Source organism: Sphingomonas morindae (genome assembly GCF_023822065.1).
Taxonomy (GTDB): Bacteria; Pseudomonadota; Alphaproteobacteria; order Sphingomonadales; family Sphingomonadaceae; genus Solisphingomonas; species Solisphingomonas morindae.
Map to the genome: position 1 here is coordinate 2077626 of NZ_CP084930.1, position 21508 is coordinate 2099133.

The 21508-nt window shown below is 70.8% G+C and carries 22 protein-coding genes; 14 read left to right on the forward strand and 8 right to left on the reverse strand.

The genetic code is table 11. From position 1 onward, the window contains the following. Positions 1-34: 34 nt before the first annotated feature. The gene (gene gph, locus LHA26_RS10190) at positions 35-718 is read right to left on the reverse strand and encodes a phosphoglycolate phosphatase (RefSeq protein WP_252165513.1); all 684 of its coding nucleotides are present in this window, start codon (positions 716-718) and stop codon (positions 35-37) included. Between the two features lie 59 nt (positions 719-777). Between gph and glmU the strand changes: the two genes are divergently transcribed. After that, positions 778-2130, forward strand: a complete 1353-nt coding sequence (gene glmU / locus LHA26_RS10195) for a bifunctional UDP-N-acetylglucosamine diphosphorylase/glucosamine-1-phosphate N-acetyltransferase GlmU (RefSeq protein WP_252165514.1) — start codon at positions 778-780, stop codon at positions 2128-2130. A 39-nt stretch (positions 2131-2169) separates the two neighbouring features. On the opposite strand, the gene LHA26_RS10200 is transcribed toward glmU, so the two are convergent. Next, positions 2170-2439 (reverse strand): hypothetical protein, encoded by a 270-nt coding sequence (locus tag LHA26_RS10200; RefSeq protein WP_252165515.1) that lies wholly within the window; start codon positions 2437-2439, stop codon positions 2170-2172. 86 nt (positions 2440-2525) lie between these two features. Then, entirely contained in the window at positions 2526-3260 is a 735-nt protein-coding gene (locus LHA26_RS10205) for an outer membrane protein (RefSeq protein WP_252165516.1), read from the reverse strand. A 249-nt stretch (positions 3261-3509) separates the two neighbouring features. Between LHA26_RS10205 and LHA26_RS10210 the strand changes: the two genes are divergently transcribed. Continuing rightward, entirely contained in the window at positions 3510-4082 is a 573-nt protein-coding gene (locus LHA26_RS10210) for a peptidase S14 (RefSeq protein ID WP_252165517.1), read from the forward strand. Between the two features lie 200 nt (positions 4083-4282). Here LHA26_RS10210 and LHA26_RS10215 read toward each other — a convergent pair whose 3' ends face one another. From LHA26_RS10215 to LHA26_RS10225, 3 genes are read right to left on the reverse strand one after another with little or no spacing between them, the layout of a single operon-like run. Further along, complete coding sequence (locus LHA26_RS10215; protein WP_252165518.1) at positions 4283-4912, reverse strand: response regulator transcription factor; 630 nt, start codon at positions 4910-4912, stop codon at positions 4283-4285. Continuing rightward, positions 4909-7191 carry an ATP-binding protein gene (locus LHA26_RS10220; RefSeq protein ID WP_252165519.1) on the reverse strand — a complete coding sequence of 761 codons (2283 nt, stop codon included), beginning with the start codon at positions 7189-7191 and terminating at the stop codon, positions 4909-4911. Before LHA26_RS10220 ends, LHA26_RS10215 begins: the two co-directional genes overlap by 4 nt. Then, positions 7184-7570, reverse strand: a complete 387-nt coding sequence (locus LHA26_RS10225; protein ID WP_252165520.1) for a response regulator — start codon at positions 7568-7570, stop codon at positions 7184-7186. The genes LHA26_RS10220 and LHA26_RS10225 overlap by 8 nt, the downstream gene beginning before the upstream one ends. Positions 7571-8232: 662 nt before the next feature. Here LHA26_RS10225 and LHA26_RS10230 point away from each other — a divergent pair. The 11 genes from LHA26_RS10230 (at position 8233) to LHA26_RS10280 (ending at position 18744) form a co-directional block, all read left to right on the forward strand. After that, a complete protein-coding gene (locus LHA26_RS10230) occupies positions 8233-10596 on the forward strand; it encodes a PAS domain-containing sensor histidine kinase (RefSeq protein ID WP_252165521.1) in 2364 nt (787 codons plus the stop codon). Further along, positions 10596-11213: a response regulator transcription factor gene (locus tag LHA26_RS10235; protein ID WP_252165522.1), complete on the forward strand. Its 618-nt coding sequence runs from the start codon at positions 10596-10598 to the stop codon at positions 11211-11213. Before LHA26_RS10230 ends, LHA26_RS10235 begins: the two co-directional genes overlap by 1 nt. 365 nt (positions 11214-11578) lie before the next feature. Beyond that, a complete protein-coding gene (locus LHA26_RS10240; RefSeq protein ID WP_252165523.1) occupies positions 11579-11854 on the forward strand; it encodes an STAS domain-containing protein in 276 nt (91 codons plus the stop codon). After that, on the forward strand, positions 11851-14127 hold the full coding sequence (locus tag LHA26_RS10245; protein WP_252165524.1) for a chemotaxis protein CheA: 2277 nt from the start codon (positions 11851-11853) through the stop codon (positions 14125-14127). Before LHA26_RS10240 ends, LHA26_RS10245 begins: the two co-directional genes overlap by 4 nt. After that, positions 14124-14996, forward strand: a complete 873-nt coding sequence (locus tag LHA26_RS10250) for a CheR family methyltransferase (protein ID WP_252165525.1) — start codon at positions 14124-14126, stop codon at positions 14994-14996. The genes LHA26_RS10245 and LHA26_RS10250 overlap by 4 nt, the downstream gene beginning before the upstream one ends. After that, positions 14993-16018, forward strand: coding sequence for a protein-glutamate methylesterase/protein-glutamine glutaminase (locus LHA26_RS10255; protein ID WP_252165526.1), 1026 nt, complete (start codon positions 14993-14995; stop codon positions 16016-16018). The genes LHA26_RS10250 and LHA26_RS10255 overlap by 4 nt, the downstream gene beginning before the upstream one ends. After that, positions 16015-16554, forward strand: coding sequence for a chemotaxis protein CheD (locus LHA26_RS10260; protein ID WP_252165527.1), 540 nt, complete (start codon positions 16015-16017; stop codon positions 16552-16554). Before LHA26_RS10255 ends, LHA26_RS10260 begins: the two co-directional genes overlap by 4 nt. A 12-nt stretch (positions 16555-16566) precedes the next feature. Continuing rightward, a complete protein-coding gene (locus LHA26_RS10265; protein WP_252165528.1) occupies positions 16567-16938 on the forward strand; it encodes a response regulator in 372 nt (123 codons plus the stop codon). A 26-nt stretch (positions 16939-16964) separates the two neighbouring features. Continuing rightward, positions 16965-17405 carry a chemotaxis protein CheW gene (locus tag LHA26_RS10270; RefSeq protein WP_252165529.1) on the forward strand — a complete coding sequence of 147 codons (441 nt, stop codon included), beginning with the start codon at positions 16965-16967 and terminating at the stop codon, positions 17403-17405. A gap of 29 nt (positions 17406-17434) precedes the next feature. Next, positions 17435-18475: a chemotaxis protein CheB gene (locus tag LHA26_RS10275; protein ID WP_252165530.1), complete on the forward strand. Its 1041-nt coding sequence runs from the start codon at positions 17435-17437 to the stop codon at positions 18473-18475. Beyond that, positions 18472-18744: a gustatory receptor family protein gene (locus LHA26_RS10280; protein WP_252165531.1), complete on the forward strand. Its 273-nt coding sequence runs from the start codon at positions 18472-18474 to the stop codon at positions 18742-18744. The genes LHA26_RS10275 and LHA26_RS10280 overlap by 4 nt, the downstream gene beginning before the upstream one ends. A gap of 77 nt (positions 18745-18821) precedes the next feature. Here LHA26_RS10280 and LHA26_RS10285 read toward each other — a convergent pair whose 3' ends face one another. Beyond that, positions 18822-19916, reverse strand: coding sequence for a branched-chain amino acid aminotransferase (locus LHA26_RS10285; protein ID WP_252165532.1), 1095 nt, complete (start codon positions 19914-19916; stop codon positions 18822-18824). Between the two features lie 233 nt (positions 19917-20149). Beyond that, positions 20150-20938: a hypothetical protein gene (locus tag LHA26_RS10290; protein WP_252165533.1), complete on the reverse strand. Its 789-nt coding sequence runs from the start codon at positions 20936-20938 to the stop codon at positions 20150-20152. Positions 20939-21077: 139 nt separating this feature from the next. Between LHA26_RS10290 and LHA26_RS10295 the strand changes: the two genes are divergently transcribed. After that, complete coding sequence (locus LHA26_RS10295) at positions 21078-21503, forward strand: VOC family protein (protein ID WP_252165534.1); 426 nt, start codon at positions 21078-21080, stop codon at positions 21501-21503. Positions 21504-21508: the final 5 nt, after the last annotated feature.

Below are 21508 nucleotides of genomic sequence, written 5' to 3' on the forward strand. Positions count from 1 at the left end.
CAAGCGCGTCAAGGATAAGTGTGCCGCGCGCAACTCAGCCTTGGGCGGCCCCGCCGCCGAGCGCGCGCAGAGCGGGGAGCAGCGCGTCCCAATGGTCGATCAGCCGGTCGGCGCCGAGCTGCTCGGGCGGCCTGTCCGAAAAGCCGAAGCTCAGCGCCACGCAGGGCACGCCGGCGGCGCGCGCGGTCTCGGTGTCGGTGATCGAATCGCCGACAAAGGCGGCCGGGCCGCCCCCGGCGGCGGCGATGGCGGCGTGGAGCGGCGCCGGATCGGGCTTGCGCACCGCCAGCGTGTCGCCGCCGATCACCGCCGCGAACCGGCCCTCCCAGCCGAGCGCGGCGATCAGCTGACGCGCCAGCCCCTCGAGCTTGTTGGTGCAGATGGCGAGCGCCACGCCTTCGGCCTCGAGCGCGGCGAGTGCCGCCTCCACGCCCGGGAAGGCCTGCGAATGATCGGCGATATGCGCCTGGTAAAAGGCCATGAAGATCGGGAAGCCGCGATCCACCTCGGCCTCCGATCCATCGCCCGTCGCGGCCAGCCCGCGGGCGAGCAGCGCACGGGCGCCATGGCCCACCATGTGGCGCACCGCCTCGCCCGCGATCGGCGCGCGGCCGAGCGCCACCAGGCTGTGGTTGAGCGCGGCGGTGAGATCGGGCGCCGTATCGGCAAGCGTGCCGTCCAGATCAAAGACGACGCTGCGGAAGGGAAAGCCGTTCATGGTGGCGGCGCTGCCCGGAGGCGCTGGAATATGCAAGCGCCGCGTGGCAGGGACGGAGCATGAGTGACACGCCCTTCGCCGCCATCATCCTCGCCGCGGGCAAAGGCACCCGCATGGCCTCCGATCTCCACAAGGTGCTGCACCCGCTCGCCGGCCAGCCGATGCTCCACCATCTGCTCGGCACCATCGACGCGCTCGGCGCGGCGCGGGCCGTGGTGGTGGTCGGCGCCGGGCGCGACCAGGTGGAGGCGGCGCTGGCCGGCCGCGAGGTGGCGGTGGCGGTGCAGGAGCCGCAGCGCGGCACCGCCCATGCGGTGCGCCAGGCGGAGGCGGCGCTGGCCGAGTTTTCCGGCGATATCCTGATCCTCTACGGCGATGTGCCGCTGGTCACGGCGGAGACCTGCGCGCGCCTGCTCGACCGGCTGAACGCGCCCGACGCGCCCGGCGCGGTGGTGCTGGGCTTCCGCCCCGCCGATCCCGGCGCCTATGGCCGCATCCTCGCCGAGGGCGAGACGATCACCGGGATCGTCGAATATAAGGATGCCGATGCCGCGCAGCGGGCGGTGACGCTCTGCAATTCGGGCATGATGGCGGTGCGCGCCGCCGATCTCTGGCCGCTGCTGGGCCAGATCGGCAACGCCAATGCCGCCGGGGAATATTATCTCACCGACCTGCCGATGCTGGTCCACGCCGCCGGCCGTCCGGCGGTGGTGGTCGAGGCCGAGCCCTGGGAGGTGGCGGGCGTGAACAGCCGCGCCGAGCTGGCGGCGGTGGAGGCCTTGTGGCAGGGCCGCCGCCGCGCCCGCGCCATGGCCGAGGGCGCCACGCTGATCGCGCCCGAAACCGTGTGGTTCGCCTGGGACACGCAGATCGGGCGGGACGTGGTGATCGAGCCCCATGTCGTGTTCGGCCCTGGCGTGACGGTGGCCGACGGCGCCGTGATCCGCGCCTTCAGCGCGCTGGAAGGCGCCGAGGTGGGGCCGGCGGCGCTGATCGGCCCCTATGCCCGGCTGCGGCCGGGCGCGCGCATCGGCCGCGCGGCGCATATCGGCAATTTCGTCGAGGTGAAGAACGCCAGCATCGGCGAGGGCGCCAAGGCCAATCACCTCGCCTATCTGGGGGATGGCAGCGTCGGCGCCCGCGCCAATATCGGCGCCGGCACCATCTTCTGCAACTATGACGGCTATTTCAAGAACCGCACCGAGATCGGCGCGGGCGCCTTTGTCGGGTCCAACAGCGCGCTGGTGGCGCCGGTGACGATCGGCGCGGGGGCGATCGTGGCGGCGGGCTCGGTCATCACCCGCGATGTCGCGCCCGATGCGCTCGCGCTGGCGCGGCCCGATCAGGGGCAGAAGCCGGGCTGGGCGGCGCGCTTCCGCACGCGCATGGCGGCGAAGAAGGCGGAAGGCTGAAGCCGCGGCCGCCGCCCGCCGGGGCGGCGGCGACGGGGATCAGCGCGTGGCGTTCTTGATCGAATCCCCCGCGCGGTCGGCGGCGCGGCCGGTCGCGTCGGCGGCGTTGGAGAGCGCGTTGCCGGCATCCTCGAGCGCGGGCTTGGCGCTATCGGCCGCATTGTCGGCGGCGCCGAGCGCGGCATCGGTATTGGCCTTGGTATCGTTGGCGGCGGAGCTGGCGGTGGCGTCGGCGGCATTTTCGGTCTTGGCGCTGCACGCGGGCAGCAGCAGCACGGCCGCGAGCAGCGGCGCCATCATCTTCACCATAACGTCTCTCCCAAAGTGACCATCGGCCAACGAGCGGGCGCAGACGGGGTTGCGCCCGGGCCGAAGCCCGGGCGCAGGTCGGTCGCTCAGAAGCGGACGCCGAAGCCGCCGAGCACCTGGTTGCGATCGAAGCGCAGCGAGGCATCGGGGGCGAGGTTGAAGCGGTTGAAGCGGGTATAGTCATACTCCGCCTTGATGTAGGTGTGGGCGTTGAGGGCATATTCCACGCCCGCGCCGGCCCGCCAGCCATCGCGGTTCGACGCCGCGTCGAGCGCGCTGTCGATGATGCGGCCGTTCACATAGGCGCCCTTCACATAGACCAGCGCCTTGTCGTCCATCAGCTTGGCGCCGATGCGGGCGCCGCCCTCGATCTCGCGACCGGCCTTGAGGCAGCCGCCGCCCTCGGCGCAGCTGCGCGCGGTGGACAGGGAATAGCTACCGAAGATGCCGGCGACGAGGCGATCGCCGATCGGCAGATCATAGCCGAGCAGGCCGCCGCCGGTGAAGCCGTTGCGGTGGTTGCGCTGCGTATCGGTGCCATCGACGGTGGCGGTGCGCAGGCGGGTGCCGACGCGATCATAGCCGAAGAAGATCTCGGCGCGCGGCCCGGTGAAGGACGAGCTGGCGGCGGGCGCCTGATAGCCGCTGGTGGTGCTGGGCGCGGTGCCGGCATCGGCGGGCGCGGGCGCCGGGGCGGCGGCGGGATCGGCCATCGGCGCCGTGGCCGCGGCGGGATCGGCCGGCGCGGTGCTGTCCTGCGCGAAGGCGGGGGCGGCGGCGGCCAGGAGGAGGGCGCCACCGGCGAGCAGGAAAGTCTTCATAAACAACCTCGCAAAGCTACTGGTACATCCGGCGCGCAACCACGCGCCAGTGGGGTGCTCTATGCCGGGGCCGGTCGGATCGTTCCCTGAACGAACGGTAACCTTGCCCCGCCAATCGCCCCCTGTGGCCGGAGGGTCACGGTTTCTGTCGGTCGCATGAACCAAATCGGGCGGTGATGCGGCGGGAACCGGCACAAGCCGCCACAATCGCGCGTTACGCCTCCGTTCCAGATCCGCCGGAGACCCGCCATGGCCAGCCCTGCCCCGCTTCCGCCCGAGTCCTTTCAGCGCCCTGCCATCCTGCTTGCGGGCGCGGTGGATTATGCGCTGTACGAGCGCTTCCGCAGCCAGCTCGATCAGGCCCCCGCCGAAGGGCTGGTGGTGGTGGAGCTGACGACGCTGGGTGGCGATCCGGAAGTGGCGCGGATGATGGGCGAGGATATCCGCTTCCATTCCGCGCTCGCGCCCGCGCGCCGGCTGGTGTTCCTCGGCAAGGCCGCGATCTATTCCGCCGGCACCACCTTCATGAGCTTCTTCGCGCGGGAGAACCGCTATCTGACGCGGGGCACGCGGCTGATGGTGCATGAGCGCCAGCTGACGCGCACCCTCTCCATCTCCGGTCCGCTCACCACCTGCGGCGCCAGCGTGCGCGCGGTGCTGCACGAGATCGAGGCCTCGATCGCGATCCAGGAAGAGGGGTTCGCCAATCTCGTCGCCGGCTCGTCCGTCTCGCTCGAGGAGGCGATCGAGCGGGCGGCGAGCAACTGGTATATCGAAGCCGCCGAGGCCCAGGCGCTGGGGCTGATCGCGGCCGTGGTGTAGGCCGCCGAAAGGGACGTCGGGCCGATCGCGACCGGCGCATCGCTCGTCCCCCCGGGCGAACGATGCGCCGGCGGCCGGGCGCAGCGGCGGCGCGCCATCAGGCCATGTCCGCCGGAGCGGAGACGCGCTCGCCTGCCGCGGCCGGCGGCGAACGTAATGCCGGCCTAGCCTCCCGCCTAACCCGTCGCCACTTGGGTATTTTACGAGAATGCGGGGAGGTTCGGCTCGATCAGACCGGCGGCGAGCGCGATGCGGGTGGCGTCGGTCAGGCTCTTGACGCCGAGCTTGGCCATGGCGTGGGCGCGATACACCTCGACCGTGCGGATGCTGAGGCCGAGATTATAGGCGACGATCTTGTTCGGCGCCCCCTCGACCAGCCCGACCAGCACGTCATGCTCGCGCGGGGAGAGGCGGGAGATGAGCGCGGCGGCCCGGTCGGAGGCGGCGCGCGCCTTGCCGTTGGCGGCGATCCGCGCCAGCGAGGCCTCGATCGCGGCCATCAGCGCGCGCCCGGAAAAGGGCTTCTCCAGAAAATCGCTGGCGCCCGCGCGCATCGCCGCGACGGCGGCGCCGACATTGCCGGCGCCGGTGAGCATGATCACCTCGTGCGGGGCGCCGCAAGCGACGAGCGCGCGCTGCACCGCCAGGCCATCGAGCCCGGGCATGGCGAGATCGAGCAGGATGCAGCCCGGCTCGAGCCCGCCAAGCTCGGCGAGCAGAGACTGGCCGTCGGCAAAGCTGCGAACGACGCGATCGGCATCGCTGAGCGCCTCGCTCAGCTCCTCGCGGATCGTGGAATCGTCATCGACAATATACACATAGTCGGTCATGCGGCCACTTCCTTACGATACGCACCAAAAGCAGAAGCCCGCCGGGCGCCGGGGAAGCGCAGCGTCAGGCAGCATCCACGCGCGGGGAAATCCCGTGTTTCCAGGCTGATCGCGCCGCCAAGCTCGCGCATGATCTGGCGGCAGATGAACAGGCCGAGCCCGGTGCCCTGACCCGCCGGCTTGGTGGTGTGGAAGGCATCGAAGAGATCGGGGGCGATGGCGGGCTCGATCCCGGTGCCGTCGTCGACGATGCGCAGCAGCGCATCCTCACCGTCCGCCGCGAGCGCGAGCGTGATGACGCCTTCGGTGGCGGGATCGCGCTCGCGCTGGGTGGCGATGGCGTCGATCGCGTTCTGGATGGCGTTGACGAGGATCTGTTCGATGCCGACCTGGGGCAGGAAGAACAGCGCCGTGCCCGGCACCGCCTCGACCACCAGCCGCACATCGCGCGCGACGAGCAGCGGCCGCATGAACTGCGCGGCACGGGTGATGATCTCGGCCAGATCGATCACCGCCTCGCTGCTTTCCTCGACCCGGGCATAGCGCGACATGCGCTCGATGATCATGCGCGCGCGCTCGACCTGCTCGACGATGCGCGCGAACTTGGCGGCGACGCGCGCCGTGGCGGGATCGTCGATCGCATCGAGCTGGGCGACGCCATTCTCGGCGGCGAGCGCGATGGTGAAGAGCGGCTGGCGCAGCTCGTGGCTGAGCGCCGAGGCCATGGCGCTCAGCTCGATCAGCCGCGCCTGGTGCAGCATGACCGTCTCGGCGACGCGCGGCGTGCGCAGCCGCATGAGGCAGCCCCAGCGCCAGCCATCGCGGCCGCAGGGCTCGCGCACGATCAGCAGATGCCAGCCGCCCTGGCCTTCGATGCGCAGCTCGGCCATCGCCTCGTCGCCGAGCGTGGCGCCGGCCAGCGCCGCCGCATCATGGGCGTGGACCGTCAGCACGCGCGCGCGCGCGCCGGCCTGGTGATCGATCTCGACAAAGGCCAGCCGCCGCGTCGCCGGATCATAGCGGATGTCGCTGAGCAGCGTGAGATTGACCGCGGCGTTCAGCTCGGCGGCCGCCGCCGCCAGCCGCGCGCGCTCGCGCGCCATCTCGACATAGGCGTTGTTGGCGCGCACGAACTGGCCGATCGGCGCGTCGAATTCCTGGAAGGTCCAGCCCGCCGGCCGGGTCAGGTCCGGGCGCCCCAGCCCCTCCACCGTTTCGCGCCACAGCCGCAGCGAGCGGGTGAGCGCGATCCGCACGCCGAGATGGAGCAGCATCGCCGCGATCAGCAGCAGCGCCACCGCCGTCAACCGCAGCAGCAGATCGGCATAGGCGAGATCCGCCAGCGCGCGGAGCGGGGTGGCGACCCAGACCGGGCCCGCGCGCCCCGCCGTCCGCTCCACATGACAGGCCAGGAACCAATAGACGAAGGTGTTGCGGCGCCTTGGGCCGGTGCCGGGCTCGTCGTCCAGGTGCGTGCAGCCGAGGCGATCGCGGATCAGCGCCGCCGGCCACTGCGCGCTGCGCACCACCAGGATCGGCTGCCGCGCCTTGCTGGTGGCGATCGCGGCGAGGATCGGCACGTCCGGCGTGGCGGGCGGGTGATCGCGGGCGAAGGCCTTGGCGCGCGCCTCCAGCTCGGTGCGCTGGCTGACGAAGCCATCGATGAACTGGCGCGCATCCTCGGTGAAGACGAGGACCGCCGCGAGCGTCAGCAGCCACAGCATCGACAGCTCGATCAGCCGCAGCAGCGACACGCTGCGCCGCGCGAAGGCGAGCCGCGCGCGATCGAAGGTGAAGGCGAGGAAGAGACTATCGACGAGGAGCGCGCCGCTCATGTCGATCAGCGCCTTGCGCAGGATGGTGAGGCAGATGACCGCGGTGGTGGCGTGATAGTGCCAGGTCATGAACAGCGCGCTCGCCGCCCAGCCGATTGTCAGGTGATAGAGGATGGTGCGGTGGACGAGCGGCAGGCCGCGCCGGCGCAGCGCCCAGACGAACAGGACATGGCCGAGCGCGAACAGGATCGGGAAGCCATGGCCCCACCACCAGAGGCTGGGCGCCATGAACAAGACCGCCGCGACTAGGCCGATCCGCACGCCGCCCAGCCGATAGGCGGCGAGATAGAAGATGGGGCCGAGATACAGCTCCATGCCGGGGGCGAGCACGATCCGGTGCGCGGCGGCCCAGAGGCTGGCGGCGGCGGCCAGCGCCAGCAGCGCGCCGCGCGCCGCGCGGGCGCGGCGGGACGGGACCGGCGGCGGCAGGCGCGACTCAGCCATCGGTCGGCTCCGTGGCCAGCAGCCCGCGCAGCGTGGCGATGCTGATCGGCTTGAGCAGCAGCCGATCGGCGAGCCCGTCCAGATCCTGACGGCGGCTGTCCAGCAGATCGGTATGGCCCGTCATGGCGACGATGCGCGGTCGCCGCCCGGCGAAGCGCGAATCGCGGTGGATGGCGCGCAGCAATTCGAACCCGCTCTCGCGTTGCAAATGCAAGTCGCAGAGTAGAAGACTCACAGGATGGGCGTGCAGCGCGGCGAGGGCCTCGGCGCCGGTGGCGGCGGCGATCGAGTCGCACCCAAGCAGAGTGACAAGCTCGACAAGCTCCTCGCGCAGTGCGGACTCATCCTCAAGAATGACTATGTTCGCTCGTGTCTTCACGAGCTTAGATGTCCACCCCTGGTCTTTACGGACAATTGCAACGACGCTTGGGTGGCGCCCTCTGCGACCATCGTATAAACCACAGGGTGCGTTCCGGCCGGCCTGATCGCTAGACTTGGGCCCGAGCACCCTGCGCACGGTGCGGCCCGGGGATGCGCCGATCCCGCTGGGGGTGGCGCGCGTCGGGCTCCAGGCATCGGCCGCTAGCCAGGCCGCGGGCCCGGACGCGCGGCGGCGTGGTGGTTATGCCCGAGGGCGCGCCAATAGGATTGCAGCCGCCACAAGTAATTGAAAGCGAGGGAATTCCCCGACAGAATAGGCGTAGACCGCGCGCTGAACCGCACAATTGGCGGCGTCCGGCCCAAGGCCGGCGAGTTGAACCACCAACTCGTCAAGCGTCTTGTGTAAGCCGTTGTTGCCCATAGCCTTTGCTAAACTCGATTTCATCCGCCGGAAATCCTGTGAATCTACTGATACCTTTCCGTGCCGTATTGAGGCAGGCCTTGATTCCCCGTCTGGAATTCAATTGGGCCCTGTTGGATTCGTTTTGCTATGTGCGGCCTGGGATGAGAGCACGGCCGGCCATGTCGGGGGCCGTAGGCGGAGGGTCGGGTGTGACAGAGGCGGCGCGCTTCTGTCCTGCGGGGTGGCGTCTGCGTGCGGTGCCCGGGGACTCGAGGGACGGAGCAAGCGGGGCGGCCCGGCCGAGCCCGCGGGCGCTGGCCACCATCCGTTTTGCCTGCGTCGTCGCCATCGGCATCGGCGTCCTGTCGCTGCTGGGCTGGGTGGCCGGCCTGCCCGCCCTGGTCCATTTCGGCGCCGAAGCCTATCCCCACTGGCCCAACACCGCGCTGGCGCAGAGCGGGCTGGCGCTCGCCCTGCTGTTCTGGACGGCGGGCCATCGCGCCTGGGGCGTGCCGCCGCTGGCGCTGGCGCTGTGCGTGGGCGGCGGAACCTTCCTCCAATATGCCACGAGCCGCGATCTCGGGATCGACCGGCTGCTGCTCAACCCCATGTTGATCCCGACCGACTCGATCATTCCCGGGCGGCCGGGCATTCTCACCACCTTGTCGCTGCTGCTGCTGGCCACGGGCGTGCTGCTGCTGCTTTCGCAGCCGCGCTGGGCGCGCGCGGGCGTGCTGGCGCTGGCCTGCCTCGCCCTGGGGCTGACCGTCACGTCGCTGAGCCTGCTGCTCGCCCTGCCCAAGGTGGGCGAGCCGGTGGTGCGGCTGGCGAGTTCGATCCCGTCCTCGCTGGCGACGGCGAGCCTCGGCCTGGCGCTGGTGCTGAGCCAGCCCGGCCCGCGCGATCTCGCGCAGCCGCTCCAGAGCCTGTGGGGCCGGGGCTCGCCCTGGACGCGCGCCGAGCTGGCGCTGCCCGCGCTGGTGGTGCTGCCCGCGATCCTCTTCCCCATCGAGGTGCAGCTGGCGCAGACCGGGCGCATCCGGCCGATGGAGATCGAGCTGCTCGGCTCGGTCATCAATCTCGCGCTGGTGGTGGGGCTGTTCGCCTGGGCGCTGGTGGTGCTGGAGCAGGAGCGGCGCACGCTGGTGGAGAGCGAGGCGCGGCTCGGGGTGGCGACCGAGGCCTATGGCATAGGCGTGTTCGAGTGGCACATGTGGACCGGGGATCTGGTCTGGTCGGCCGGCGCCGAGCGCAAGCTCGGCCTGCCGCCCGGCGCGCTTTCCAGCTATGCCGCGTGGCGCGCCCATCTCGATCCGGCCGAGGCGGAGGCGCTGCTGGCGCGGCTGGAGGGCTTCATCGCGCGCGGCGCGCTGGGCGACCGCTTCGTCTATCAGTATCGCTTCCGCCGCCCCGACGGCAGCCTGCGCCTGATCGAGAACAGCGCCCGCGTGCTGTGCGATGCGCAGGGCCGGCCCGCGCGGATGATCGGGCTGGCGGTGGACATCACCGATCGCGAGCGCCAGCAGGCGCAGCTGCGCTCGCTGATCCAGACGGTGCCGAGCGCGATGATCGTGATCGACGCGCAGGGCGTGATCCGGCGCTTCAATCCCGCCGCCGAGATCCTGTTCGGCCTCTCGAAGAAGGTGGTGCTGGGCCGCGACGTGGCGCTGCTGCTCGCGGAGCCGGGGCCGGGCGAATCGCTGTTCGGGCGGCCGCTCGTCCGCGCCGACCTGCTGGTGCCGAGCCGCTCGCTGGCGCGGGTGGTGCGTCGTCGCGCCGGCAGCGAAGTGCCCGTGGAGCTGAGCGTGGGCGAGGCGATGGCGGCGGGCGAGCGCCTCTTCACCATCTTCATCCGCGACGTGTCCGAGCGCGAGGCGGCGCTGGCGCGGCTGGAGACGCTGCGCAACGAATATGCGCATGCCAGCCGCCTCACCACCATGGGCGAGATGGCCGCCGGGCTGGCGCACGAGCTTAACCAGCCGCTCGCCGCCTGCGCCAATTTCCTCAGCTCGGCCGAGCTGATGCTCGATCCCCAGGCGGGCAGCGCGGTGCAGGCGGTGCGCCAGGCGCGCGAGCAGGTGCTGAGGGCCGGCGCCATCACGCGCAAATTGCGGGATTTTCTGGCCAAGGGCGAGGCCGAGATGAGCGTTCACCCGGTGCGCGGCGTGATCGAGGATGCGCTGACGCTGGCGCTGGCGGGGCGCGACCGCGCGCGGCTGACGATCGCGCTCGCGCTCGCCCCGGAGGCGGATTCGATGCTCGCCGACCGCGTGCAGATCCAGCAGGTGCTGGTCAATCTGATCCGCAACGCCGCCGAGGCGATCGCCGAGTGCGCCGATGGCCGCGGCACCCTCTTCATCTCCACCGCGCTCGCCGAGCAGCGCATGATCCGCTTCACCATCGCCGATACCGGGCCCGGCATCGCGCCCGATATCCTCGCAGCGCCGTTCAGCCCCTTCGTATCGACCAAGAAGGGGGAAGGCATGGGGATCGGCCTCGCCATCTGCCGCCGCCTGATCGAGGCGCATGGCGGCACGCTGGTGCTCGCCAACCGCGCGGAAGGGGGCGCCTGCCTCTCCTTCACCATACCGCTCGCCTATCTAGAGGAAGCCGCTGCCTGATGAGCCACTTCGTTCACATAGTCGATGACGACGCCGCGGTTCGTACCTCGCTGTACACGCTGCTTTCCACGCGCTCGGACCTGCTGCTCCGCAGCTTCCGCTCGGGCGACGATTTCCTCGCCTCGCTGCCCGAGCTGGAGGGCGGGGTGGTGCTGCTCGACATCCATATGCCCGGCACGTCCGGGCTCGACGTGCTGCGGCTGCTGCAAAAGCATGACGTGCCCTTCGCCAGCGTCATCATCACCGGCCAGGGCGACATCCAGATCGCGGTGCAGGCGATGAAGCTGGGCGCGATCGATTTCGTCGAAAAGCCCTATGACCATGACGCGCTGTTCGCGGCGCTGGACAGCGGCATCACGCGGCTGGATCGCGACGCCGCCGCCGCCGAGCGCACCCGCTCGGCCAAGGCGCTGATCGACGCACTTTCGGAGCGCGAGCGCGAGGTGCTGCACCAGCTGCTGGAGGGCCGCGCCAACAAGCAGATCGCCTATGCGCTGGATGTCAGCCCGCGCACCGTGGAGGTGCACCGCGCCAACCTCATGGCCAAGCTGCGCGCGCGCAGCCTGCCCGAGGCGGTGCGGCTCGCCTTCGCGGCCGGAATCGTGGGAAGCGACTAAAGTCTGAGCGCCCGGCCGCGCCCGCGCGACGGGCGTCGCGCGGCGTCTCGGCGTTACCTGCGGGCAATACGTAGCAATCGCTTAAGCCGCCACAGAGCGCGCCCGCCTATCTCCAAATCCGGCTCGAAGCGCCGTTTTCGCCCGATCCCGCCTCCCATCGTCCGGGGCGCGGCGATCGCGCGGAGCCGATGCGGAGAAAGGATTGGGGGCATGACGATGCGGGACGGAAGGGCAAGCGAGGCAGGCCGCGCCGGCGCGACATTTAACGCAATCGTAAGCCTGATCGGCGAGTTTCTCCGCGAGTTCAACGGAGCGACGCCGCCCGCCACTGGGGCGTGCGGTCGCGCAGCCCGGGGAGAGGCGGCATGACGCACCAGATCGTTCTTCCGGCGCAGATCGACCGCGGCACCGCCGCGTCGCTGGCGCCCGAAATCGCGCATGCGCTGTCCGCGGGCGGCCTGGAGCTTGACGGCCGCGAGGTGCGCCGCGCCGGCCAGTGCGCGCTGCAGATGCTGCTGTCCGCCCGCAAGACGGCGGGCGAATGGGGCGTGGCGCTGCTGATCCGCCCCTCGGAGAGCCTGCGCGACGCCGCCCGCCTGGCCGGACTCGAGGATCGCCTGTTCGAGGAGGCCGTTGCGTGACCAACGAGGAAATCCTTCAGATCTTTTTCCTCGAGTGCGAGGAAGCGCTCGGCGCGACCGAAAGCAGCCTGCTCGCCTGTCGTTCGGGCGAGGCCGATGGCGAGACGGTCAATTCCATCTTCCGCGCCGTCCACTCGATCAAGGGCGGCGCCGGCGCCTTCGGCTTCACCGCGCTCCAGGCCTTCACGCATAGCTTCGAGACGCTGCTCTCCTTCGTGCGCGATGGCGTGCTCCAGCTCGACGAGCCGCTGGTGGCGCTGATGCTGCGCGCCTTCGACATTCTGAGCGATCATGTCGCCGCCGCGCGCGGCGAGGGCGAGGCGCCGGCCGACGCGGCCTGCATCGCCGAGCTCGAGGCCTGGTCCGCCCGTGCCGAGAAGGGCGAGGCGCCCCCGGCGGCCGCGCCCGCCGCCACGCCCGCGCCTGCTCCGGCGGCCGAGGAGGCGATCGCCTTCGAGCCGGTCGCGGTGAGCGATTTCGATCTGGATGCGCTGCTCGGCGATTTCGGCGCGGAGGTCGAGGCCTCGGCGCCGCCGGCCGCGCCCGACTGGCATGTGCGCGTGCGGCCGCTGGACGGCGCGCTCGGCAATGGCGGCGAGCCGCTGCTGCTGCTGCGCGAACTGGCGGGGCTGGGGGGCACCTGCCTGCGCGTCGAGCCCGGCGAGATCCCGGACATCGACCGGTTCGACGCCAACCGCGCCTTTCTGAGCTGGCATTATGTGGTGCCGGCCTCGGTGGATCGCGCCGCGATCGAGGAGATCTTCGATTTCGTCGGCGATGATTGCGAATTGCTGATCACCGCCGCCGATGCGGCATCCGCCGCGCCCGAGGCGGCGCCCGCGCCCGAGGCGAGCCCGGCGCCGGCCGCCCCGCCGCCCGTCGCGCCTGCGCCTGCGCCGGCCCCCGTCGCCGCGAGCGCCGCGCCCGCGCCGGCCCCCGCGCCGGCCGCGTCCGGGCCGAGCGCTTCGCCCGCCGCCGAGGCCAAGCCGGTCGAGGCCAAGCCCGCCGAATCCAAGGCGGTCGATGCCAAGGCCGCCGAGGCCAAATCCGTGGATGCCAAAGCCGCCGACGCCAAGGCCGGCGGCGCGGGGGCGCAGTCGATCCGCATCGATCTCGCCAAGCTCGATCGGCTGATCGACACGGTGGGCGAGCTGGTGATCGCGCAGGCGATGATGGCGCAGCGCCTCGCCCAGCACAATCTCAGCAGCATCGACGAGCTTGCCATGCTCGACGGCCTGACCCGCGACATTCAGGAAAGCGCGATGGCGATCCGCGCGCAGCCGATCCAATCGGTCTTCAGCCGCGTGCCGCGCCTGCTGCGCGAGCTGGAGGCTTCGACCGGCAAGCGCGTTCGGCTGGAAATGGCCGGCGAGACGACCGAACTCGACAAGACCGTGCTCGAGCGGCTCGGCGAGCCGCTTACCCATCTCATCCGCAACGCCGTGGACCATGGGCTGGAATCCACCGAGGCGCGGATCGCGGCCGGCAAGGATCCGGTCGGCGTGCTGCGGCTCTCGGCGGAGCAGCGCTCGGGCCGCATCCTCATCAAGGTGGGCGACGACGGCAAGGGCATTGATCGCCCGCGCGTCTATGCCAAGGCGGTGGAGCGCGGCCTGATCGCGCCCGACGCCACGCTTTCCGACGAGGAGATCGACAATCTCATCTTCGCGGCCGGCTTCTCCACCGCCGCCACCGTGTCCAACATCTCCGGCCGGGGCGTCGGCATGGACGTGGTGCGGCAGAATGTGAAGGATCTGGGCGGCCGCATCTCGATCGAGACGCATCCCGGCCAGGGCAGCACCTTCACGCTGGCGCTGCCGCTGACGCTCGCCATCTCGGACGGCATGATCGTGACCGTCGGCGATCAGACGCTGGTCGTGCCGCTGACGCACGTGGTCGAGAGCCTGCGGCCCGGCGACGGCGAGATCCAGGCGATGGGCGTGGGCCAGGACATGCTCAACGTGCGTGGCCATTTCCTGCCGATCGTGCCGGTGCATTCGGCGGTGAGCGCGCGCGACGCCGTGTCCAAGGCGCATGAGGGCGTGCTGATCGTGGTCGACACCGAGGCCGCCGGCCAGGCGGCGCTGCTGGTCGACACCATTTGCGACCAGCGCCAGTTCGTCATCAAGAGCCTGGAAACCCACTATAAGACCGTGCCCGGCATCGCCGGCGCCACCATTCTCGGCGATGGCCGGGTGGCGCTGATCGTGGATGTGGACGGGCTTGTCATCAACGCCATGCGGCTGGGCGAGCCCTTGCGGAGGGCCGCATGAGCGCCACCGCCTCTCCGGCCGATTTCGTCCCCTTTCCGGGGGTGAGCGCCGGCGTCTATGCCCGCGAGGATTTCGAGGCGGTGCGCGACCTGATCTATCAGGAAGCGGGCATCGTGCTGCCGCCGCGCAAGGCGACGCTGGTCTATTCGCGGCTCGCGCCGCTGGTGCGCGCCACGGGCAGCGCCACCTTCGCCAATTATATCCAGCGGATCCGCGCGGACGACCAGGAGCGGCGGCGGGCGGTTTCGGCGCTCACCACCAACCACACTTTCTTCTACCGCGAGCCGCATCATTTCGAGCATTTCATCGAGACGGTGCGGCCCGAGCTGGTCCATGCCGCCGAGACGGGCAAGCCGGTGCGGCTCTGGTCGGCGGGATGCTCGACGGGCGAGGAGACCTGGTCGCTGGTGCTGTCGCTGCTCGGGCCGGACCGGACCGAGGGCCGCCGGCTGGCGCAGCGCGACGTGGCGGTGCTCGCCACCGACATCGCCGATCACGCGCTCTCCGCGGCGCGCGAGGCGAGCTATGCCGCCGATGCGCTGAAGCCGGTCCCCGAGCCGCTGCGCCGCGCCTGGTCGGAAAGCCGGGACGGGCGCGCCGCGATCGTGCCCGACGCCACCGCGCTGGTGCGCTTCCGCTGGCTCAACCTGCTGGGCGAATGGCCCATGAAGAAGAAGTTCGACGTGATCTTCTGCCGCAACGTGATGATCTATTTCGACCAGCCCACCAAGGAGCGGCTCGTGGAGCGGCTCGGGCAGATGCTGGTGCCCAATGGTCATCTTTATATAGGCCATAGCGAGCGCGTGACGGGCGCCGCCGCGCGATTTCTTTCGCCGGTCGGTTCCACCATTTACCGGAGGACGGCATGATCCGTGTTCTTGTCGTCGATGACAGCCCGACCATGCGGGCGCTGCTGTCGAGCCTGCTCGGCCAGGAGGCCGATATCGAGGTGATCGGCACCGCCGCCAATGCCGAGGAGGCGCGCGGCATGATCCGCGTGCTCGATCCCGACGTGGTGACGCTGGACATCGAGATGCCGGGCATGAACGGCCTGGATTTTCTCGAGAAGATCATGCGCCTGCGGCCGACGCCGGTGATCATCGTGTCCGGGCTGACGCGCGCCAACACCGATGCCACGGCGCGGGCGCTCGAGATCGGCGCGGTGGATTGCTATGCCAAGCCGCAGCGCGCCGGCCAGCTGCTGACCGACGATGGCGGCCGGCTGGCGGGGCTGGTGCGCCAGGCGGCGCAGGTGCGGATGCGCGGCCGCGAGCCTTCGCGGCAGATGCTGGGCTCCACCGTGCGCGCCATCGGCTCGCACGATGTGCGGCTGGTCGCGGTCGGCGCCTCGACCGGCGGGGTGGAGGCGCTCACCACCATGCTCGGCGCCTTTCCGGCCGATTGCCCGCCGACGCTGGTGGTGCAGCATGTCAACGGCGCCTTCGCCGGCGCCATCGCGCGGCGGCTGGACCAGCATTGCGCGCCGACCGTGCGGCTGGCCGAGCCCGATCTGCCGCTGCGGCGCGGCCATGTCTATATCGCGCCGGGCAACGAGCGGCATCTCCAGGTGCAGGGCATCGGCACCATGTCCGCCAAGCTGCGCGTCGCCGATCCGGTTTCGGGCCATCGCCCCAGCGTCGACATGCTGTTCCTGTCGGTGGCGCAGAATGCGGCTGCGGGGGCGGTGGGCGTGCTGCTGACCGGCATGGGATCGGACGGCGCCGCCGGGCTGCTGGCGATGCGCCGCGCCGGCTGCGTCACCATCGTCCAGGACGAGGCCACCTCGACCGTCTACGGCATGCCGCGCGCGGCGGCCGAGATGGGCGCCGCGCAATTCGTGCTGGGCCTGCCCGACATCGCCTCGCGCGCGCTCGCCGGAGGTGTGGCATGACCGTCTCCGCGCTCGCCAGCCCGCATCGCATCACCGTGATGCAGGGCAAGTCGCATGTCGCCAGCGGCCGCGAGACGGTGCTCACCACCGTGCTCGGCAGCTGCGTGGCCGCCTGCCTGTTCGATGCCGAGGCCGGGATCGGCGGCATGAACCATTTCCTCCTCGCCGAGCCGATGAGCACCAGCGGCCATACGGTGGACGAACATTATGGCGTCTACCTGATGGAGCTGCTGATCAACGGCATGCTGCAGGGCGGGGCCGCCAAGCACCGGATGCGCGCGCATCTTTATGGCGGCGCCAATCTTCACGCCGGAATGCGGGCGATCGGCACGATGAACGCCGATTTCGCGCGCTCCTTCCTCCGCCAGGAGGGGATCACGCTCACCCATGCCGATCTCGGCGGGACGCGGGCGCGCCGTGTGGAGTTCATGCCCGCCCTTGGGCGGGCCCGTTGTCGCCTGGTCGAGGGTCGTGGCCCCGCCGAGCAAAAACCCATCCGCGCGCTGCCGACCGGCGGCGACGTCGAACTGTTCTGACCGGAGGAGACCATGTCCAACGTCACTCGAGTATTGACCGTCGACGACAGCGCCAGCATGCGCGCGCTGTTGCTCCACGCCCTGCGCGACCGCGGTTTTGAGGTCGCCCAGGCGGAGGACGGCATGGCCGCGCTGGAATGGCTCGCCATCAACGACACCGACGTGGTGGTCACCGACATCAACATGCCGCGTCTCGATGGCTTCGGCCTGATCGAGAAGCTGCGCGACCATGCGCGGCATCGCGACCGGCCGATCCTGGTGCTCACCACCGAAAGCTCGGACGAGAAGAAGGCGCGCGCCCGCGCCGCCGGCGCGACCGGCTGGATCGTCAAGCCGTTCGACGCGGAAAAGCTCGCCAACGCCGTGCGCCGCGTGGCGCTCTGATCGTGCAACCCAGAGGAGAGAGAGCAATGGTCAGCCAGTTGATCACCTTCCAGGTGGGTGAACAGGTGTTCGCCATCGATATCATGGCCATTCGCGAGATCCGCGCATGGTCGCCCACCACCCGCCTGCCGCACGTGCCCGACTATGTCGCCGGCGTCGTCAATCTGCGCGGCACCGTGCTGCCCGTGATCGACATGGCCAAGCGGCTGGGCTGGGATCTTGGCGAGCCGACCGCGCGCCATGTCATCATCGTCACCCGCGTGGGCGACCAGCTGCGCGGCCTGATCGTGGACGCGGTGAGCGACATCGTCACCATCGATCCCGATACGCTGCAGCCGCCGCCCAATGCCGGCTCGGCGCCCGTCGTGCCCTTCCTTCAGGGCCTTGCCGCGATCGACGAGCGCATGGTGATGGTGCTCGATCTGCCGGCGCTGACCGGCGACGAGGATCTGCCGCTCGCTGCCTGACCGCCTGCCGTTCCTCCCGGAGAGTTTTCATGTCCGTCAAGAAAGTCCTGATCGTCGATGACTCGCTCACCATGCGGGCCTTGTTCACAAGCGCGCTGGAGAAGAGCAACGAGCTGGCGGTGGTCGGCGCGGCATCGGGGGCCGATATGGCGCGCGACATGATCCGCGAGCTGCGGCCCGACGTGATCACGCTCGATGTCGAGATGCCGGGCAAGAACGGCATCGAGTTCCTGCGCGAGCTGATGGAGACCAGCCCGCTTCCGGTGGTGATGCTCTCCACCCTGACCCAGAAGGGCGCGGACGTGTCGCTCAAGGCGATCGAGCTTGGCGCGGTGGATTGCTTCCCCAAGCCGACCAAGACCACGCCCGACGAGTTCGACAAGATCTCGGGCAAGCTCTGCAAGCTCGTCGCCACCGCCGCCAAGACCAACATGCTGGCCAAGCGCAGCGGCACGCCCTCGGCCGCCAAGGTGGCGGCCTATCAGTGGGACGGCTCGCTGGTGGCGCTGTCCGCCGGCATGGGCGGGATCGACGCCATTCCGCAGGTGCTGGCGAGTTTCCCCGCCAATTGCCCGCCCACCATCCTGCTTCACCCGATGGAGGACGGGCTGGCCGAGCCCTTCGCCGCCAAGCTCGCCACGACGATCGCGCCCAAGGTGGTGCTCGCCGCCGACGGGCTGCCGCTGGAGCAGGGCCATGTCTATCTCGTCGCCGACACGCGCTGGCATGCCGCCATCGACAAATGGCCGAGCGGCCGGCTGCGGCTGGTGGATCGCGATCCGGTCAACGGCCATCGTCCCTCGGCCGATCTGCTGTTCGGCGTGATGGCCAAGGCGGCGGCGGCGCGCGCGGTGGGCGTGATCCTTTCGGGCGGCGGCGCCGATGGTGCGGCCGGGCTGGCGGCGCTGCGCGGCACCGGCGCGGTCACCTTCTGCCAGGATGCGGGCTCCTCGCTGATCCACGAGGCCGCCGAGGCGGCGGTGGCGCGCGGCGCGGTGGTGCACCAGCTTCCCGCCGCCGCGCTCGGCGCGGCGATCCTCGCGGGCCAATCAACGCAGGTGGCGGCATGAAGGGCGACAATCTCTACCAGGCGATCGCCGACGAACTCGATCTTCTGCATCAGGATATCGAGGCGCTGGGGGCCGAGCTGTGCGGCGACGCGGATTTCGCGCGACGCCACATGCATCATCTCCAGCGGCTCGACGAGATCGGCCAGCGCCACAACCAGCTGGCGCAGGTGCTCCGCGCGACCGATCCCGGCGCGGCGGCGCGCAGCGTGTCGCTCGAGGCGCTCGCCGGGCGTCTGATGAGCAGCGGCACGCCCGATTTCTGGAACTGATCGCACGCGCGCCGGGCGGCTGAGGCCGCCGTCCGGCGCGCGGACATGATGGGCGGCGGCGCCGGCGCGCGCCGGGCTCAGCCGAGCCGGCGCACCCAGCCGTGCGGATCGGGCTCGCGGCCGCGCTGGATGCCGACCAGCCGCGCCTTGAGCGCCTCGGTGGCGGGGCCGCCCCCGCCATTGCCGATCAGGAACGCGCCCGAGGCCGATTTCACCTCGCCGATCGGCGTGATGACGGCGGCGGTGCCGCAGGCGAACACCTCGCGCAGCCGGCCCGAGGCGGCGTCGGCGCGCCACTGATCGAAGGAATAGGCTTCCTCGCGCACGCGGTGGCCGGCTTCCTGGGCCAGGGTGAGGATCGATTCGCGCGTGATGCCGGGCAGGATGGTGCCGCCGAGCGGCGGCGTCACCAGCGAGCCATCGTCCAGCAGGAAGAAGATGTTCATGCCGCCCAGCTCGTCCACCCATTTGCGCTCGGTGGTATCGAGGAAGACGACCTGGTCGCAGCCATGCTGGATCGCCTCGGCCTGGGCGAGCAGGCTGGCGGCATAATTGCCGCCGCATTTGGCGGCGCCGGTGCCGCCGGGCGCCGCGCGGGTATAATCCTCGGACACCCAGACGGTGACGCTGGTCTTGCCGCCCTTGAAATAGCCGCCCACCGGGCAGGCGATCACGCAATAGCGGTAGGACGCGGCCGGGCGCACGCCGAGAAAGGCCTCGTCGGCGAACAGGAAGGGCCGCAGATAGAGGCTGCCCTCGCCCTCCGGCACCCAATCGCGATCGGCGCGGATCAGCTCGTCCAGCGATTGCAGGAAAAGCGCCTCGGGCAGCTGCGGCATGGCGAGGCGCTGCGCCGAGGCGCGGAAGCGCCGGGCATTCTCCTCGGGCCGGAACAGCGCGATGCCGCCATCGGCGAAGCGATAGGCCTTGAGCCCCTCGAAAATCTCCTGCGCGTAATGGAGCACGGCGCAGGCGGGATCGAGCTGGAAGGGGGCGTGCGCCTCGACCCGCGCATCGTGCCAGCCAAAGCCCTCGCGCCAGCGGATCGTCACCATATGATCGGTGAATACGCGCCCGAAGCCCGGATCCTCCATCAGGACCGCCCGCTCGTTCGCGCTGCGCGGCGCGGCATGGGGGTGGAGGGTGAAGCTCGGCAACGTCGCAAGATCCATGGTGCGGCTCTCCTTTGCGAAGCGCTCCTAGCCGCAATCGCGGCCGCGTTGAAGCGCGGCCTTGCGCGGCCGCGAGCGGCGCCGCTAGGGGCGGGGCGATGATCCGTCCGCTCTTCTCCCGCCTTGCGGCGTGGCGCTACCGGCTCTGGTGGCGCTGGTGGGCGGCGCGGATCGGATCGGACGCGCTGATCGCGAGCGGCCATGCGCCGCCGCCGGGCTGGCGCCGGCGCGGCTCAGCCGGCGGAATCGCCATGCCCCTCGGTGAAGGTCCATTGGATGCGGACCCACACGCCGAGCTGCTGCCGGCCGCCGATCCGGGGCGGTAGCACGCGGAACTGCCACGCCGCCTGGCGCAGCGCGCGGGCGAAGCCGGAGCCCGGCGTCTCGTCAAGCTCGCGGCAATCCTCGACGCGGTAATCGGCGATCATGCGGCAGGCGATCATGCCGAAGCCGGTGCGCGGCGAGCGATCCGAAAGATAGCCGGTGATCATCGCGGGCGTGGGCCGGCTGTACCAGGCGACGTCATAATAACGCTCGCCGCCGCCGCTGCCGCCCGCCTGGCTCGCCCCGCCCGCCGCCGCGCCCGCGCCCGCGCCGGCGCCCGCCTCGGCGCCGCGCGCCTCGTTGCGATCGCCATGGCTGGTGCTCATCGTATGATCGAGCGAGGCCAGTTCGTTGCTGCTGAGCGGGATGACGTTCCAGGCCGGCACGGGCGCGGGCACCGGCGGCGGGGGCGGCGGCGTGCGCGCCGGGGCGGGCGCCGGCGCGGCGGCGGCATGGGCGGCGCGCGCCGCCTGGGCGGGCTTGCGGCTGGCGGAGGTGTCGCGCGTCTCGCCGGGGGCGAGCGCGATCGTCGTCAGCGCGCCGCCGCCGCGCGGGGGCGCCGGCTGGATCACGCCGAGCATGACGAGCATGAACAGGATCAGCCCGGTGATCGCCAGCGCGAGCAGCGCGGCGACCAGCCGATCGCGCGGCGAGGCCTGGCCCGCATAGCGAGGAGGGAAGACGGGCGCGGACCGCATGGGGATCGGTTAGAGATTTGCCGGCCCGGCGGCAATCCGCCGCCGCCGGGGTGACGGGAAGTTAATTCCGGCGGCCGGCGCATCGGCGGCGATGCAGCCGCGACGGCGCTGGCGCGTTCGCCCGCCACGGAGGTCCACCATGCCCAAGCTGCACGGATTGTTGGAAAATGCGCTCTATTTCGACGACAAGCCCCGCGCCGTCCGCTTCTTTTCCGAGGTGATGGGCCTGCCGATCATGCTCGACGAGGAGCGGCTGACGGGGTTCGACGCGGGCGGCCACTCGGTGCTGCTCGTCTTCCAGCGCGGCGGCTCGGTGGCGGGCGAGGACACGCCGACCGGCTTCATCCCCGGCCATGACGGCGCCGGCCCGCTGCACATGGCCTTCAAGATCGACGAGGCGGACTACGAGGCCTGGCGCGACCATCTCCTCGCCCAGGGCGTCGAGGCGCTGAGCGAGGTGCGCTGGCCGGCGGGCGGCCGCAGCTTCTATTTCGCCGATCCCGAGGGCCATTGCCTCGAGATCGCCACCCCCGGCCTGTGGCCCAATTACGCGCGGAAGGCGTGAGCGGC

Coding starts and splice junctions, on each gene's coding strand:
- LHA26_RS10220 (WP_252165519.1), bottom strand. CDS start 7,191: ATGGCTGAGTCGCGCCTGCCGCCGCCGGTCCCGTCCCGCCGCGCCCGC.
- LHA26_RS10265 (WP_252165528.1), top strand. CDS start 16,567: ATGTCCAACGTCACTCGAGTATTGACCGTCGACGACAGCGCCAGCATG.
- LHA26_RS10280 (WP_252165531.1), top strand. CDS start 18,472: ATGAAGGGCGACAATCTCTACCAGGCGATCGCCGACGAACTCGATCTT.
- LHA26_RS10260 (WP_252165527.1), top strand. CDS start 16,015: ATGACCGTCTCCGCGCTCGCCAGCCCGCATCGCATCACCGTGATGCAG.
- LHA26_RS10290 (WP_252165533.1), bottom strand. CDS start 20,938: ATGCGGTCCGCGCCCGTCTTCCCTCCTCGCTATGCGGGCCAGGCCTCG.
- LHA26_RS10200 (WP_252165515.1), bottom strand. CDS start 2,439: ATGGTGAAGATGATGGCGCCGCTGCTCGCGGCCGTGCTGCTGCTGCCC.
- LHA26_RS10215 (WP_252165518.1), bottom strand. CDS start 4,912: ATGACCGACTATGTGTATATTGTCGATGACGATTCCACGATCCGCGAG.
- LHA26_RS10255 (WP_252165526.1), top strand. CDS start 14,993: ATGATCCGTGTTCTTGTCGTCGATGACAGCCCGACCATGCGGGCGCTG.
- LHA26_RS10270 (WP_252165529.1), top strand. CDS start 16,965: ATGGTCAGCCAGTTGATCACCTTCCAGGTGGGTGAACAGGTGTTCGCC.
- glmU (WP_252165514.1), top strand. CDS start 778: ATGAGTGACACGCCCTTCGCCGCCATCATCCTCGCCGCGGGCAAAGGC.
- LHA26_RS10205 (WP_252165516.1), bottom strand. CDS start 3,260: ATGAAGACTTTCCTGCTCGCCGGTGGCGCCCTCCTCCTGGCCGCCGCC.
- LHA26_RS10240 (WP_252165523.1), top strand. CDS start 11,579: ATGACGCACCAGATCGTTCTTCCGGCGCAGATCGACCGCGGCACCGCC.
- LHA26_RS10285 (WP_252165532.1), bottom strand. CDS start 19,916: ATGGATCTTGCGACGTTGCCGAGCTTCACCCTCCACCCCCATGCCGCG.
- LHA26_RS10295 (WP_252165534.1), top strand. CDS start 21,078: ATGCCCAAGCTGCACGGATTGTTGGAAAATGCGCTCTATTTCGACGAC.
- LHA26_RS10250 (WP_252165525.1), top strand. CDS start 14,124: ATGAGCGCCACCGCCTCTCCGGCCGATTTCGTCCCCTTTCCGGGGGTG.
- LHA26_RS10235 (WP_252165522.1), top strand. CDS start 10,596: ATGAGCCACTTCGTTCACATAGTCGATGACGACGCCGCGGTTCGTACC.
- gph (WP_252165513.1), bottom strand. CDS start 718: ATGAACGGCTTTCCCTTCCGCAGCGTCGTCTTTGATCTGGACGGCACG.
- LHA26_RS10210 (WP_252165517.1), top strand. CDS start 3,510: ATGGCCAGCCCTGCCCCGCTTCCGCCCGAGTCCTTTCAGCGCCCTGCC.
- LHA26_RS10275 (WP_252165530.1), top strand. CDS start 17,435: ATGTCCGTCAAGAAAGTCCTGATCGTCGATGACTCGCTCACCATGCGG.